The organism is Streptomyces roseirectus (genome assembly GCF_014489635.1).
In the GTDB taxonomy this organism is placed as follows: domain Bacteria; phylum Actinomycetota; class Actinomycetes; order Streptomycetales; family Streptomycetaceae; genus Streptomyces; species Streptomyces roseirectus.
On record NZ_CP060828.1, the window covers coordinates 5,592,708 to 5,608,097 of the forward strand.

The 15,390-nt window shown below is 71.6% G+C and carries 15 protein-coding genes; 5 read left to right on the forward strand and 10 right to left on the reverse strand.

From position 1 onward, the window contains the following. Positions 1-194: 194 nt before the first annotated feature. Positions 195-473 carry a hypothetical protein gene (locus IAG44_RS23800; protein ID WP_187749094.1) on the forward strand — a complete coding sequence of 93 codons (279 nt, stop codon included), beginning with the start codon at positions 195-197 and terminating at the stop codon, positions 471-473. 204 nt (positions 474-677) lie between these two features. Here IAG44_RS23800 and IAG44_RS23805 read toward each other — a convergent pair whose 3' ends face one another. The 3 genes from IAG44_RS23805 to IAG44_RS23815 all read right to left on the reverse strand — a co-directional run bounded on the left by IAG44_RS23805 (position 678) and on the right by IAG44_RS23815 (position 3,061). Beyond that, positions 678-1,424, reverse strand: coding sequence for a DUF6227 family protein (locus IAG44_RS23805; RefSeq protein WP_187749095.1), 747 nt, complete (start codon positions 1,422-1,424; stop codon positions 678-680). A gap of 230 nt (positions 1,425-1,654) precedes the next feature. Further along, entirely contained in the window at positions 1,655-2,677 is a 1,023-nt protein-coding gene (locus IAG44_RS23810) for a P1 family peptidase (RefSeq protein WP_187749096.1), read from the reverse strand. 15 nt (positions 2,678-2,692) lie between these two features. Further along, positions 2,693-3,061: a hypothetical protein gene (locus IAG44_RS23815; protein ID WP_187749097.1), complete on the reverse strand. Its 369-nt coding sequence runs from the start codon at positions 3,059-3,061 to the stop codon at positions 2,693-2,695. Between the two features lie 47 nt (positions 3,062-3,108). Here IAG44_RS23815 and IAG44_RS23820 point away from each other — a divergent pair, with 47 nt between their 5' ends. Next, a complete protein-coding gene (locus tag IAG44_RS23820; protein WP_187749098.1) occupies positions 3,109-3,288 on the forward strand; it encodes a hypothetical protein in 180 nt (59 codons plus the stop codon). A 115-nt stretch (positions 3,289-3,403) separates the two neighbouring features. Here the strand turns inward: IAG44_RS23820 and mscL are convergent, their stop codons facing one another. From mscL to IAG44_RS23850, 6 genes are all read right to left on the reverse strand, one after another. Continuing rightward, complete coding sequence (gene mscL / locus IAG44_RS23825) at positions 3,404-3,883, reverse strand: large conductance mechanosensitive channel protein MscL (RefSeq protein WP_187749099.1); 480 nt, start codon at positions 3,881-3,883, stop codon at positions 3,404-3,406. A 141-nt stretch (positions 3,884-4,024) separates the two neighbouring features. After that, complete coding sequence (locus tag IAG44_RS23830) at positions 4,025-4,603, reverse strand: hypothetical protein (RefSeq protein WP_187749100.1); 579 nt, start codon at positions 4,601-4,603, stop codon at positions 4,025-4,027. 245 nt (positions 4,604-4,848) lie between these two features. After that, positions 4,849-5,682: an S-methyl-5'-thioadenosine phosphorylase gene (locus IAG44_RS23835; protein ID WP_187749101.1), complete on the reverse strand. Its 834-nt coding sequence runs from the start codon at positions 5,680-5,682 to the stop codon at positions 4,849-4,851. 73 nt (positions 5,683-5,755) lie between these two features. Beyond that, complete coding sequence (locus IAG44_RS23840; protein WP_187749102.1) at positions 5,756-6,067, reverse strand: FmdB family zinc ribbon protein; 312 nt, start codon at positions 6,065-6,067, stop codon at positions 5,756-5,758. A 67-nt stretch (positions 6,068-6,134) separates the two neighbouring features. Further along, entirely contained in the window at positions 6,135-7,412 is a 1,278-nt protein-coding gene (locus IAG44_RS23845; RefSeq protein ID WP_187749103.1) for an MFS transporter, read from the reverse strand. A 250-nt stretch (positions 7,413-7,662) separates the two neighbouring features. Next, entirely contained in the window at positions 7,663-9,228 is a 1,566-nt protein-coding gene (locus IAG44_RS23850) for a potassium/proton antiporter (RefSeq protein WP_246562016.1), read from the reverse strand. 243 nt (positions 9,229-9,471) lie between these two features. On the opposite strand from IAG44_RS23850, the gene IAG44_RS23855 reads away from it, so the two are divergent. Further along, positions 9,472-12,255, forward strand: coding sequence for a penicillin acylase family protein (locus IAG44_RS23855; protein ID WP_187749104.1), 2,784 nt, complete (start codon positions 9,472-9,474; stop codon positions 12,253-12,255). Between the two features lie 103 nt (positions 12,256-12,358). Here IAG44_RS23855 and IAG44_RS23860 read toward each other — a convergent pair whose 3' ends face one another. Next, positions 12,359-12,985: a 5-formyltetrahydrofolate cyclo-ligase gene (locus IAG44_RS23860; protein ID WP_187749105.1), complete on the reverse strand. Its 627-nt coding sequence runs from the start codon at positions 12,983-12,985 to the stop codon at positions 12,359-12,361. A gap of 93 nt (positions 12,986-13,078) precedes the next feature. Between IAG44_RS23860 and galU the strand changes: the two genes are divergently transcribed. Continuing rightward, entirely contained in the window at positions 13,079-13,984 is a 906-nt protein-coding gene (gene galU, locus IAG44_RS23865) for a UTP--glucose-1-phosphate uridylyltransferase GalU (protein WP_187749106.1), read from the forward strand. After that, positions 13,981-15,300, forward strand: coding sequence for a molybdotransferase-like divisome protein Glp (glp, locus tag IAG44_RS23870; RefSeq protein ID WP_187749107.1), 1,320 nt, complete (start codon positions 13,981-13,983; stop codon positions 15,298-15,300). The genes galU and glp overlap by 4 nt, the downstream gene beginning before the upstream one ends. Positions 15,301-15,390: the final 90 nt, after the last annotated feature.

Genomic DNA, 15,390 nt, shown 5'->3' on the forward strand with positions numbered 1-15,390 from the left:
ACGGCCGTCGTCGTCCCACACCCCTCACAGCCCTCCTCCGGCAGGCGCGCACCACCCTCGTACGCCCCTCGGACACCCCATGCGCCCTTCGCAACTCCCAAGCCCCATATGCGCATTTAATACCCCCCGCGAGCCCTGCCGGATTCTCCACGATCCGGCACAAAAGTAACGAACCGTGGTGTCTACTGGTTCCCATGCCCGCGCATCTCACCCTCCCTCAACTCGCCGCCCTCACCACCCTCACGCTCGGGGCCCTCACCTGGCTGACCACCGTGGCCCGCACCCTGCGCCGCCCCCGCCACCCCCGCGGCCCCACCCGGTACACCACCACCCCCCTCCGCCACCGCGCCGACGGCCTCCCCGCCCTCCCGCACCAACGCCGCACCGGCCCCGCCGCCGAAACCGTCCGCCTGACCCCCGCCGAGGAACACGCCTTCGCGACGCTGGTCCGGCAGTTGGCCGAGGAGCACTGAGGCGGACGGCGTGTCTTGAACCGTGCGGTTGAGGCCGATGTCGTGCACGTGAGGCCGACGCCGTGCGTTGTGAGGCCGACGGAGGATCACCTTGCCGGCCCGGCCGCTGGCCCGACGCCCCTCGCCGCGCCGCCCGCCTGGCGATCACGGACACACCCGCCAAACCCTCCGCGCCGCCCCCTCACCTCTCAACAAGCCGCCGCATCACGACAGTTGCGCGGCCCGCCGTTCCATCGCCGCCCGCGCCTCGTCCTCCGTCGCGTACACCTCGCACATGTGCCGCCCGTCCGGCGTCGCCGTGTGCTCCACCTCCCACAGGGACACCTCCTCCCCGTCGGCCAGCAGGAACGCGTGCTCGTAGAGCGCGTACCCGAGCTTCGCGCGCCCCGCGCGACAGGGCCGGCCGAAGGACTGGGTGATCTCGTACGCCGCCGCCGCGGCCACCAGCTCCGTCAACTCCCGCGCGGGCCGGTCCGTGTTCTCCGCCCGCCGCATCAACCGCCGTACGTGGTCCGCCGAATCACCCCGCACGTACATGTGCCGGGGCACCGGCATCGGCGCCAGCTGCACGTACGCCGGCAGTTCGAACTCCGGCGAGTCCGGCGGTAACGGCAGCCGGACGGTCGCCTCCCGCAGCTCCTCCGGATCCGCGTACACCTCGTGCTGCGGCTCACCGCTCGCCGTGACGTTGTGCACCAGCTCCCACAGCGTCAGCGCCTGGCCGTCCGCCAGCAGCCAGGTGTGCCGGTACGTCTCGCGGTGCAGACCCGCGCTGTGGTGCGCGGAGTGCAGCGAACTGTCGTGCGCCAGCGCGCCGTCGAGCCGCCTCAGCACCTCGTCGGCCAGCTCGAAGGAGTTCAGGGCCCGACCGAGGAGCCGCGCGAGGTGCTCCTCCGGAGACTCGGGCGACTCGGCTGGTTCGTACGCCGCCATCTCGTACGGAACGCTCAAGGTTTCTCCCGGCGTTGCTGCATGTCACCTTGTGGGTGCATACGGTAGCCCCTCGGCCCGACATCATGTCCCCGAACAGCGAAACGTATGCCTTCTAAAACGCACCCCCCACCCAGAAAGTTCCCCCACCCCAGACAAACCATCAAAACCCACAACTCCCCACCCCCACCCCACACAACACCCCCAACCTTCCCACCCCCGAACGCCCCCTCGCCCTCGCCAACCCACCCTCACCCGTACAACTCCCGATAAGACGGCCACACACCCCCGTCCCCCTCCACCGACTCCGCCGCCCGCACCGCCTTCACGATCGCCCGGGTCACCGCGTCCGCCCCCGCGACCAGCACCTCGTTCAACGCCAGCGGATCCTCCGAGGTCAACTCCCGCACTCCTGTGGCCAACGCGAACACCGTGTCCCCGTCGTGCATCAGATGCGCGGGCCGCACAGCGCGGGCGATCCCGTCATGAGAAACCCCGGCCAACTTCTGCGCCTGCGCCTTGGACAACCCGACGTCCGTCGCCACCACGGCCAGCGTCGTGTTGAGCGGCGGCGGCACGACCCCCTCCGCGCACTCCGCGAGCCGCCGCCGAGCGGCCTCGTGCACGGCACGCGGCGGACACTTCACCCGCCCCCGCGCCAACTCCCCGTACAACGCCCCCGTCTCCGGCTCCACCACGGACCCCACCGCGTTGACGACGACCAGCGCCCCCACGACACCCCCCGACCCCAGCCGCACACTGGCCGTCCCGACCCCACCCTTCATCGCCCCCGCGACCGCCCCCGCCCCGGCCCCCACGCACCCCTCGGCCACCGGCTCCCCGACCCCGCTCGCCGCGGCGGCCTCCACCGCGGCCCGCCCCATCACCGCATCGGGCCGCGCCCGGAAATCCCCGCCCCGCCCCAGGTCGAACACGCAGGCCGCCGGTACCACCGGCACGACATGCCCCGCCTCGGGCCCCACCCGCACGCCCCGCCCCCGCTCCTCCAGCCAGCCCATCACCCCGGACGCCGCGTCCAGCCCGTACGCGCTCCCCCCGGTGAGCACGACCGCCTCCACCCGCCGCACCACGTTCCGGGGATCCAGCGCGTCCGTCTCCTTCGTCCCCGGCCCACCTCCACGCACGTCGACGGCGCCCACCGCACCCCCTTCCGGCGCGAGCACGACGGTCGTCCCGGTCAGCCACCCACCCCCGACCCGCGTCGCATGCCCGACCCGCACCCCGGCGACATCCGTCAAAGCGTCAACTGTCATACCCCCAGTCTCCCTTCACGCCCCCGCCCTCACACGCACCCCCGCCCGCGCACTCAACGCTGTCCCCACCGCCACCGCGCACGCCCCCACCACCCCGGCCGCGAGCACCGCCCCGTGCCCGAGGAAGGTGCGGCGCAGCACCAGCACCGCCGTCCCCGGCAGCACCGCCTGCTGCCCGGACCCCACCTTGAAGTGCCGCGCGTGCAACGCCCGGACGGTCACCAGACACAGTGCCGCTGGCACGGTGACGACCGCCGTCGCCGAGACATGCGCCTTGCCGATCGCCTCCGCGGCCACCGGCACACTCAGCTCCCCGACCACCATCACCAGAAACACCCACACCCGCACCCGCACCCCCTCGGAAAACACCAGCAGCCCCAGCACCCACGCGACCGCTCCCGGCCTCCCCCACACCCCCGTACCCTGGAGGAATGAGCACCCCTCCCGCCGCCCCCCGCGACCCGAAGGCCGCCCTGGTCTTCGACGACCCCCTGGACCGGCAGTCCTCGGACGACACGGACCGCGGCTGGGGCGAGTCCGCCACGACCGGCGCCGACGCGGCGGCCGACCTGAAGCGCTTCCTCGACGAGAAGCCGCCCCACCACATCTGAAGCGCCCCGCACCACCGCCGAAGGCTTCCACGGAGCCGGCCCCGAAGCCCCCGGGACAGCAGAACGGCCCCACGGGCGAGGCCGGACGCCGCCCGCAGGGCCGAGGAGAACGCGGCTACCGCCCGTCGCCCTGCCCCGAACCGCGCTGCGCCACCAGAGCGTCGCGGATCTCCTTCAGGACCTCCAGCTCGGACACCTCGATGACCTCCTGCGTGCCCTCCTTCGCCTTCTGGCGCGCGGTCTGCCGTGCCAGGTACTTCGACATCGGCAGGACCATCAGGAAGTACACGACCGCGGCCGTGATCAGGAAGCTCAGCGTCGCCCCGAGCACCGAGCCCCACTGGATGAGGACGCCGCTCTCGACCGACCCGTCGGCCGCCAGCCTGCAGGGGTCCTTCAGGCACGTGCTGTAGCTGTCCAGGTTCTTCGTGCCGATCGCACCCACCAGCGGGTTGATGACGCCCTTCACCACCGAGTTGACGATGTTCGTGAAGGCGGCGCCGATGACCACCGCGACTGCCAGATCGACGACGTTGCCACGCGTCAGGAAGGCTTTGAAGCCGTCCCAGACGCCGGCCCCCTTCTTTTCGCTCACCTCGGTGACACTCCTCACATGTACAGGTTGTGGAACGAACAGCTCCGCAACCTACGCCAGAGCGAGGCGTACATGTCCAATTCGGTAGCTCGAACGAGGGACTTGACGACAGCGGACCGAACACAGAACGGAAGACGGAGGTCACCACAGGGTCACCGCCAGCCGTGCCGTGGCGCCCGCGCCGGCCAACTGCGCCGCCGCCTTGCGCGGCACCGCGAGGACGACCAGCGCGCCACTGTCCGGACTCTCGCCCAGCGGCTCCGGCACCTTCGACACCAGCGCCCCGCGTGCGACGACCCGCGCCTCGCCACCACCCGCCGCGGCCTGTTCGGCGGCGATCACGTCGACCCGGTCACCCGGCCGCAGCAACCGCACGGTCTCCGCGTCCGCGATCCGCACGGGCGCCGACACCGTCTCGACGGAGGCCCTCCGGCCGGGCGGGGCGGCGGCGAGCCCGGCGTCCTCGGGCCGGCCGCGCGCCGAGTCGGCGGCCTGCGCGGTGCTCTGCGCGCCGTCCTGCGGCCCCGCCGCCACGAGCGCGGCGGCGGTGACGGCGAGCCCCAGCGCCAGCGCCCTGCGCCGGTGCCGTACGAGCCGCTGCCACTGATACCGCGCGCCACGCACCCGCACGGGCGAGAAGTGCGGGACCTCGCACGTGACGGGAGTGTCCGAGCCCGGCGGGCAGACCTCGGACGACGGGGGAGGGGGCGGAACGGACATGGGATCACCACCTGCGACGAAGGGCCGGCCCGCTGCACACAGAGCACACGGCGTACAGAACGGACCGCACAGGCCGCGAGACCGGCCTGCGAGATCCACGATGAGCAATTCGGCAACGCCCCGCCGCGGCCTGTGGGTAACCCCGCACCTGTGGAAAACTCCGTCACCCGATCGGGAGCCAGGTACAGAGCCAGGTACCGCCGAACCGTTCCGCCACCCCCCCCGGAGGCAGCTCCGTCAGCCCCCTACGGCAGCGCGAACCCCGGCTCAAGCCCGCCCAACGCGTTCACGCAGAGACACGTCCGCCCGTCCACCGCCGGCAACTCCGCCACCACGTCGAACAACACGTCCCGCAACCGCCCCACGTTCGCCGAGAACACCTCGAGCACCTCCTCGTGGGACACCCCCTCACCGGTCTCCGCACCGGCGTCCAGGTCGGTCACGAGCGTCAACGACGTGTAGCAGAGCTCCAGTTCACGGGCGAGCGCGGCCTCGGGATGCCCGGTCATGCCGACCACCGACCAGCCCTGGGCCTGATGCCACAGGGACTCGGCGCGCGTCGAGAACCGCGGCCCCTCGATCACCACCAGCGTCCCGCCGTCCACCGCCTCCCAGTCCCGCCCGCGCGCCGCCTTCAGCGCGGCCGCCCGCCCGGCGGGGCAGTACGGGTCGGCGAGGGAGACGTGGACGACGTTGGGGACGGTCCCGTCGGGCAGGGGCAGTCCGTCGAAGTACGTGCCCGCCCGTGTCTTCGTGCGGTCCACCAGCTGGTCGGGCACCAGCAGCGTCCCGGGCCCGTACTCGGGGCGCAGCCCGCCCACCGCGCACGGCCCGAGCACCTGCCGCACCCCGACCGACCGCAGCGCCCACAGGTTCGCCCGGTAGTTGATCCGGTGGGGCGGCAGATGGTGCCCGCGCCCGTGCCGGGGAAGGAACGCGACCCGCCGTCCGGCGACCTCGCCGAGGAAGAGGGAGTCACTGGGAGTGCCGTAGGGCGTGTCGACCTGTATCTCGGTCACGTCGTCGAGAAACGAGTAGAACCCGGAGCCGCCGATCACGCCGATCTCTGCGTTCGTCATGCCCGGAACAGTAGCCGCAAACACCGAAGACCCCGCCGTCACCGGACGGCGGGGTGCGCGGAAGCGAGGTGTCTCAGGCGGCGGTCGACCCGGCGGACGGCTTCGAACCCGAGGCGGGCTTCGCGTCGGACGACGGCTTGGAGTCCGAGGACGACGAGGAGGACGCCGGCTTGGACGACGTCGAGGCGGGCGAGCTGCTCGACGACGAGCCGCGGCTGTCGTTGCGGTAGAAGCCGGAGCCCTTGAAGACGATGCCGACCGCGGAGAACACCTTCTTCAGGCGGCCACCGCAGCTGGGGCACTCGGTCAGGGCGTCGTCGGTGAACTTCTGCACCGCCTCAAGGCCCTCGCCGCACTCGGTGCACTGGTACTGGTAGGTCGGCACTGTCTTCCTCCTGGCACTCTCACTCGATGAGTGCTAACGAGGGTCCATAGTGACGTATTCCTGAGGATCAGTCCACTGCCACCGGCACGCGGTGACCGACGCCACGTGCCACCGTGCGCCCGCGCGTGGGCGACGCCAGCCGGGAACGCAGCGCCACCACGGTCGCCAGCGCCAGCACCGTGCCGCCCAGCGGGACGAGGAACCCGGAGCCGCCCCAGAAGCGGTCCTCCAGCTGCCCGGCGACCGTGACGGCCGCCGCCTGCCCCAGCGCGACCGCGCCGGTCATCCATGTGAACGCCTCCGTGCGCGCGCCCGCCGGGACCAGCTCCTCGACCAGGGTGTAGCCGGTGATCAGCGCGGGCGCGATGCACACACCGACCAGCAGTCCGAGCCCGGCGAGCAGCAGCACCGAGTGCGCCGCCCACAGCCCGGACGCGGCCAGCGCGAGCGCGCCGTACGCGACGAGCAGCCGGCGCCTCGGAGCGACCTTCCAGGCGATCGCGCCGCAGACGATCCCGGAGAGCATGTTGCCCGCCGCGAACGTGCCGTACAGGACGCCGTTCAGACCGGGCTCGCCGATCGACTCGGTGAACGCGGCCAGCGACACCTGCATACCGCCGAAGACGGACCCGATGCCGAGGAACGCGACGATCAGCACGCGCACCCCGGGGACGCGCAGGGCGGAGGCGTGCTCCACGCGCGCGTGCCCGTCCGCGGTGACCGGCGGCTGGGTGCGCTTCTGCGCGGCGAACAGCAGCCCGCCGACCAGCGTCAGGGCGGCCTCCGTGACGAGCCCGGCCGCCGGGTGGACGGCGGTGCACAGCGCGGTCGCCAGCAGTGGGCCGACGACGAACGTCAGCTCGTCGGTGACGGACTCGAAAGCCGCCGCCGTCGTCATCAGGGGCGAGTCCTTCAGCGTCACGCCCCACCGCGCGCGCACCATGGGCCCGACCTGCGGCACCGAGGCGCCCGTGGGGACGGCCGCCGCGAACAGCGCCCACAGAGGCGCGTCGGCGAGCGCGAGGGCGGTCAGCGTGAGGCCCGCCAGCGCGTGCACGACGACGCCGGGCAGCAGGACGGCCCGCTGCCCGTACCGGTCGGCGAGACGGCCGCTGAGGGGCGAGAACAGGGCCAGGGAGACGCCGGTGACGGCCGCCGCGGCGCCCGCCGCCCCGTAGGAGCCGGTGGTGTGCTGGACCAGCAGCACGATGGAAATGGTCAGCATCGCGAACGGCTGCCGTGCCGCGAAGCCCGGCAGCAGGAAGGTCCACGCGCCGCGCGTGCGCAGCAGTTGTCCGTATCCGGGACGGCCTTCGGCCGACGTCTTGGTGACCGTGGATGCCACGGCCCGTGCCTTTCTGCCGCCTGGTAGCGCGACCCCGGAGGGGGACGCCGAGAGCTGTCCTCTTGCGCGCTCTGCGGTAGATACCGTCGTCCCTGCCAGGAGGGTGTCTCGGCCGCCATACGGTCGCGCCAGCCCTGCTTCAGACAGAGTTGGTTCGATCAAGGTGCGCGTTCATCGTACAGCGGCGACGCCTCGCGCGGCCTGTGAAAGTGAGCACTGCGAAACCTGCCCTTAACGCGTGCGCCCGCGCTCAGCGCGTTCCGCCCGTCCCCAGCCACCCGGCGAGCTTGCCGCCGTGGCCGACCGCGCGCAGGCGCTTCTCCGCCGCGTCCCGCACGGGGTCGGTGGCGACGACCAGGAGCTCGTCGCCGTGCCGCAGGACGGTCGTCGGGGACGGCACGAAGGACGTGTCGTCCCGGACGACGAGCGTGACCGCCGCACCGGCCGGCAGCCGCAGTTCGCCGACCTCGACGCCGTGCATCCTCGACCCGTCGGGGATCGCGACGGACAGCAGGTGCCCGCGCAGCCGCTCCAGGGGCGCCGATTCGATGCCCAGGTCGGTCGCCTCGCTGCCGTCGCCCAGGCGCAGCTTGCGCGCGAGCCAGGGCAGCGTCGGCCCCTGCACGAGCGTGTAGACGACGACCAGGACGAAGACGATGTTGAAGATGCGCCGGTTGCCGTCGACGCCGTTCACCATGGGGATCGTCGCCAGGATGATCGGCACCGCGCCGCGCAGCCCCGCCCAGGACATCAGCGTCTGCTCCTGCCAGGGCACCCGGAACGGCAGCAGGCACAGCAGGACGCTCAGCGGGCGCGCGACCATCGTCAGGACCAGGCCGATGATCAGGGCGGGCAGGAAGTCGTCGCCCAGTTCGTGCGGGGTGACCAGCAGGCCGAGCAGGACGAACATGCCGATCTGGGCGATCCAGCCGAGCCCTTCGGCGAACCCGCGCGTGGCGGGCCAGTGCGGCAGCTTGGCGTTGCCCAGGACCATCGAGGCGAGGTAGACGCCCAGGAAGCCGCTGCCGTGCGCCATGGCGCCCGCCGCGTACGCGGTGACGGCGATGGCCATCACGGCGATCGGGTAGAGGCCGGAGGCGGGCAGCGCGACGTGCCTGAGGCCCCAGGCGCCCGCGAAACCGACCGCCAGGCCGATCGCGGCTCCGATGGCCAGCTCCAGGGCTATCTCGCCGAGCAGCACGTACCAGTGCTCGACCGGGCCCGCCGTGGAGAACGCGACGACCAGGATGACGACCGGGGCGTCGTTGAAGCCGGACTCGGCCTCCAGGGTGCCCGTCACGCGCGCGGGCAGCGGGATCCTGCGCAGGACGGAGAAGACGGCCGCCGCGTCCGTGGACGACACCACCGCGCCGATGATCAGCGCCTGCCGCCACTCCAGGCCCACCAGGTAGTGGGCGGCACTGGCGCTGACGCCGACGCTCACCGCGACCCCGCCCAGCGCCAGCACGGACGCCGCCGGCAGGGCCGGCCTGATCTCCTTCCACTTCGTGCCCAGACCGCCCTCGGCGAGGATCACGACCAGGGCCGCGTACCCGATGACCTGGGTCATCTCGGCGTTGCTGAAGTGGATGTCGCCGATGCCGTCCTGGCCCATGAGGACGCCGATGCCCAGGTACACGAGCAGGCTGGGAAGCCCGCTGCGCGAGGAGATCCGGACGGCTGCGACGGCGACGAGCAGGACGAGCGAGCAGACGAGCAGGAGCTGGTTGAGGTGGTGGACGGTCAGCGGCGGATTCCTTTCCTGGCGCGCGGGCGGGTGGGGGACCAGGTGCGTCGCGGAAGCCGACGCACGCATCCGCGCGCGGGGTGCACGAACACATCGGACATGAAGCATCGACGCCACACATCCAACTACTTCGTTACCTTACCTAACTCTTGACGATTTCTTGACGCTCGCCGAGGTGTGGATCGAACACTCCCGCGTCCGCGTTCCCGACTCCGAGTCAAGTGGCGCCTGAGCCTGCGCCTATGGTTGCTCCAGCGTTCATTCAAAGTCACAGCCCGACCTGCCGCTCGCGTTAGGACAGCAAGGACAGCGATGCCCCCGAATACCACCGCCACAACGGGTGACAACCCCGGCAAGTCCGGCAGGAAAAAGGGGCGCAAAGCCCGCCTGATCGTGATCATCCTGGTCCTAGCGGTGATCGGCGGCATCGCCTACGGCGGTTACTGGTCCGTCAGTACGGTCCGGGCCTCCTTCCCGCAGACCTCGGGGGAGACCGACCTCAAGGGCCTCTCCGGTCCCGTCGAGGTCAAACGCGACGGTTACGGCATCCCGCAGATCTACGCCTCCTCCGACGAGGACCTGTTCATGGCGCAGGGCTACGTCCAGGCGCAGGACCGGTTCTACGAGATGGACGTGCGCCGGCACATGACCTCCGGGCGCCTGTCGGAGATGTTCGGCAAGGGCCAGGTCGAGAACGACGAGTTCCTGCGCACCCTGGGCTGGGACCGCGTCGCCAAGGAGGAGTACGACAAGGTCCTGTCGGCCTCCACCAAGAAGTACCTCCAGGCGTACGCCAAGGGGGTCAACGCCTACCTCCGGGGCAGGTCCGCCGAGGACATCTCCCTGGAGTACGCGGCCCTGGGCTTCACCAACGACTACAAGCCCGCCGAGTGGACCCCCGTCGACTCGGTCTCCTGGCTCAAGGCGATGGCCTGGGACCTGCGCGGCAACATGAAGGACGAGATCGACCGCGCCCTCATGACCAGCCGCCTCGGCCCGCAGCAGATCGCCGACCTCTACCCCGCCTACCCGTACAGCCGCAACCAGGCCATCGTCCAGGACGGCCAGTACGACGAGCTGACCGGGGAGTTCGAGGCGAAGAACGGCTCCACCGGCTCCTCCGAAAGCTCCAGCGGCTCCTCCACGGGCTCGGGAACCGGCTCGGGCTCCGGAACCTCGACCCAGGGCTCCACGGCCCTCCAGAGCCAGCTGGCGGGCCTCAACGGCGTCCTCGACGACCTTCCCGAGGCCGTCGGCGTGAACGGCAACGGCATCGGCTCCAACTCCTGGGTCGTCTCCGGGAAGCACACCATCACCGGCAAGCCGCTCCTCGCCAACGACCCGCACCTCACCGCGTCCCTGCCGTCCGTCTGGTACCAGATGGGCCTGCACTGCCGCACCCTCTCGGCCACCTGCCAGTACGACGTCTCCGGCTACACCTTCGCGGGCATGCCGGGCGTCGTCATCGGCCACAACCAGAACATCGCCTGGGGCATGACCAACTCCGGCGTCGACGTCACCGACCTCTACCTGGAGAAGATCACCGGCGACGGCTACGAGTACGACGGCAGGGTCCGGCCGTTCGCCACGCGCACGGAGACCATCGACGTCGCCGGCGGCAGCTCCAAGAAGATCGTCGTCCGCCAGACCGAGGACGGCATGCCCTTGCTGTCCGACCGCAACGACGAACTCGTCGACGTCGGCAAGAAGGCCGGCGTCACCTCCGCCGCGCCCGACCGCGGCGACGGCTACGGCGTCGCCCTGAAGTGGACCGCCCTGCAGCCCGGCACCACCATGGACGCCGTCTTCGCCATGGACAAGGCGGCCGACTGGGAGGACTTCCGCGACGCCGCCGAGCTCTTCGACGTCCCCTCGCAGAACCTGATCTTCGCCGACACCAAGGACGACATCGGCTACCAGCTGCCCGGCAAGATCCCCACGCGCGGGAAGAACCACGACGGCTCCATCCCGGCGCCCGGCTGGGACTCCAAGTACGCGTGGACCGGCTACCTCAAGTTCGACCAGCTGCCCTACGAGTACAACCCGGACCGCGGCTACATCGTGACCGCGAACCAGGCCGTCGTCGACCCGGACGACTACCCGTACACGCTCACCACGGACTGGGGCTACGGCACCCGCAGCCAGCGCATCACCGACCTGATCAAGCAGAAGATCGAGGGCGGCGGCAAGATCTCCACCGACGACATGCGCCAGATGCAGCTCGACAGCAGCAGCGAGATCGCCAAGCTGCTCGTGCCGAGGCTGCTCAAGATCGACCTCGCCGACCCGGACGTCCGGGAGGCCCAGAAACTCCTCCAGGGCTGGGACTACACCCAGGACGCCGACTCCGCCGCGGCCGCCTACTTCAACGCCGTCTGGCGCAACATCCTCAAGCTCGCCTTCGGCAACAAGCTCCCCAAGGAGCTGCGCGTCGAAGGACAGTGCCTGTGGGTCGACCCGGTCAACTCCACCGGGCCCGTCGACGACACCCAGAAGGTCCGCGAGTGCGGCATGCGCGACGCCGACCAGGCGCAGCCCGACGGCGGCGACCGCTGGTTCGAGGTGGTCCGCAACCTCCTGGACAAGCCCAAGAGCGAGTGGTGGACGACCCCCCGCGCGGGCACGCGCCCCGGCGCCACCGACCGTGACGGCCTCTTCAGGCGCGCGCTGATCGACGCCCGCTGGGAGCTGACCGCCAAGCTCGGCAAGGACATCGACACCTGGAGCTGGGGCCGCCTGCACCGGCTGTTCCTGAAGAACCAGACCCTCGGCACCGAGGGCCCCGAGTTCCTGCGCTACATCCTCAACCGCGGCCCCTGGAAGCTCAGCGGCGGCGAGGCGTCCGTCAACGCGACCGGCTGGAACGCGGCCGGCGGCTACGGCGTCGTCTGGGTGCCGTCGATGCGGATGGTCGTCAACCTCGACGACTTCGACAAGTCCAAGTGGATCAACCTGTCGGGCGCCTCCGGGCACGCCTTCAGCGCCCACTACACCGACCAGACCGGCAAGTGGGCCAACGGCGAACTCCTTGACTGGTCCTTCTCCTCGAAGGCCGTCGACGGCAGCACGAGCGACACCCTCACCCTGAAGCCCTGACCGGCACAGCGGACTGAGAAAGGGGCCCCCGCGCGGGGGCCCCTTTCTTTTTCTTTTTGTCTCGTGCTCCCTATGCCCTGCCCTGTACGCCGATGCGCCAGCGTTACGACGATACGGAACCGTACCGACGAATCCCGGACGGTGTCACCACCGCGTGCACCGCACGGTCGTGCTCCTCCGAAGGCACCCGCGCGACGACCTCGCCGTCGTACAGGAGCACCACCAGGGCCGCCCCGGCGCCCGCCCGTTCCAGCCGGGCCAGCACCCGGTCGTACGACCCCCCGCCGCGCCCCATCCGCACCCCGCGCCCGTCGACCGCGAGACCGGGCAGCAGGACCACGTCGGCGCCCGTCACGGCGTCCGGGCCGAGCCGGTCGCCGACAGGCTCCAGGAGGGCCATCCGGCCCCCGTGCCGGACGCTCGCGAGAGAGCCCTCGCCGTCGTAGACACCCCAGTCCAGGTCGTTGTCCGGCAGCAGCGCGGGCAGCAGGACGCGCACGCCCCGCGCGCGGAGCGCGTCCAGGAGCGCGAGCGTGCCCGGTTCGCTCCCCACGGACACGTACGCGGCCACCACGCGCGCCTGCGCCAGCTCGGGCAGCTCCAGCGCGCGCCGGGCGAGCGCGGCAGCCGATTCCCGCAGGTCGTCGGGGGTCAACCCGGCCCGTGCGGCGAGGAGTTCCCGCCGTAGCTCCCGCTTGTCCGACGCGGCCGGGCCGCCGGAAACGCTCATGCACCACTCCGCACTGTCTCGAATGCGCTCATATGAGCATCCATGATCCGGTGTCACGGATTCCGCTCAAGAGCACCGGATAGGGTGACCGCCATGACTCACCCCAGGATCAGCAAGGCTGTCATCCCCGCGGCCGGCCTCGGAACCCGGTTCCTGCCGGCGACCAAGGCGACTCCCAAGGAGATGCTGCCGGTCGTGGACAAGCCCGCGATCCAGTACGTGGTCGAGGAGGCCGTCTCCGCCGGCCTCGACGACGTCCTCATGGTCACCGGCCGCAACAAGCGGCCCCTTGAGGACCACTTCGACCGCAACTACGAGCTCGAGTCGGCCCTCCAGAAGAAGGGCGACGCCGCCCGGCTCGCCAAGGTCCAGGAGTCCAGCGACCTCGCGACCATGCACTACGTGCGCCAGGGCGACCCCAAGGGGCTCGGCCACGCGGTGCTGTGCGCGGCCCCGCACGTCGGCCAGGAGCCCTTCGCGGTCCTCCTGGGCGACGACCTGATCGACCCGCGCGACCCGCTGCTCCAGCGGATGATCGAGGTCCAGGAGCGCCACGGCGGCAGCGTCGTCGCCCTCATGGAGGTCGCGCCCGAACAGATCCACCTCTACGGGTGCGCGGCCGTGCGCTCCACCGCCGACGCCGACGTCGTCGAGGTGACCGGCCTGGTCGAGAAGCCGGAACCCGCGGACGCCCCGTCCAACTACGCGATCATCGGCCGCTACGTCCTCGACCCGGCCGTCTTCGACATCCTGCGGACCACCGAGCCCGGCCGCGGCGGCGAGATCCAGCTCACCGACGCCCTCCAGCAGCTCGCCCAGGACAAGACCGCCGGCGGCCCCGTCCACGGCGTCGTCTTCAAGGGCCGCCGCTATGACACCGGCGACCGCGGCGACTACCTGCGTGCCATTGTCAGACTCGCGTGCGAACGTGAAGACCTGGGACCGGACTTCCGGACCTGGCTCCACCGTTACGTCACCGAGGAGTTGCAGCCGAGTTGAGCACCCCCCGCCCCGCCCCGCAGGGCCGCACCTGGTCCGTGGACGAGCACGTGCAGGACGTCCTGGCCACCGTCCGCGCCCTCGAACCCATCGAGCTGCAACTCCTCGACGCCCAGGGCTGCGTCCTCGTCGAGGACGTCACGGTCGCGGTCTCCCTGCCGCCGTTCGACAACAGCTCCATGGACGGGTACGCGGTGCGGGTCGCGGACATCGCGGGCGCGAGCGAGGAGTTCCCGGCCGCCCTGGAGGTCGTCGGGGACGTCGCGGCAGGCGGACCGGCGGGCCTGCTGCACGTCGGCCCGGGACAGGCCGCCCGCATCATGACCGGCGCCCCCCTGCCGCCCGGCGCCGAGACCGTCGTCCCCGTCGAATGGACCGACGGCGGGCTCGGCGCGGGCCCGGTCGGCTCCATGCGCGCGCACAGCCTCGCCCCCGAGGGCGCCTTCGGGCACGTACGCGTGTACCGGCCCGCCGAAGCACGCGCGCACGTACGCGCGCAGGGCAGCGACGTCCGCGCGGGCGACCGCGCTCTGAGCGCCGGCACGGTCCTCGGGCCGCCGCAGATCGCCCTGCTCGCCGCGATCGGCCGGGGCACCGTCCGCGTACGCCCGCGCCCGCGCGTGGTCGTCCTGTCCACCGGCAGCGAACTCGTCCAGCCCGGCGAGGAGTTGGCCGACGGTCAGATCTACGACTCCAACAGCTTCGCCCTCACCGCCGCCGCCCGCGACGCCGGAGCGATCGCCTACCGGGTCGGCGCGATCGCCGACGACCCCGAGACGCTGCGCTCCGCCATCGAGGACCAACTGGTCCGCGCCGACCTGCTGGTGACCACCGGCGGCGTCAGCGTCGGCGCGTACGACGTCGTCAAGGAGGCCCTGTCGTCCGTCGGCGACGAGGACGAGGCGGGCGGCGGCGTCGACTTCCGCACGCTCGCCATGCAGCCCGGCAAACCCCAGGGCTTCGGCACCGTCGGTCCCGACCACACCCCGCTGCTGGCCCTCCCGGGCAACCCGGTCTCCTCCTACGTCTCCTTCGAACTGTTCGTGCGGCCCGCGATCCGCGCCCTGATGGGCCTCACGGACCTCCACCGGCCCACCACGCGCGCGAAGCTCACCGCCGACAAGCCCCTGACGTCCCCCAGGGGCCGCCGCCAGTTCCTGCGCGCCACCTGCGCCGACGGCGCCGTCACCCCCGTCGGCGGGGCGGGCTCCCACCTGGTCGCCGCACTCGCGCACGCGGACGCGCTGATCGTCGTCCCGGAGGACACCGAACGCGTCGAACCGGGCGCCGAGGTCGAGGTCGTCCTGCTCGGCTGAGGCACACGCGCGTGTCCGGCGGTTCGCGGGACGGTCCCGTTCCGTCGTCCCGCCGGTCGGGGAGTACCGTGTCGCGGACAACAGGCCCGA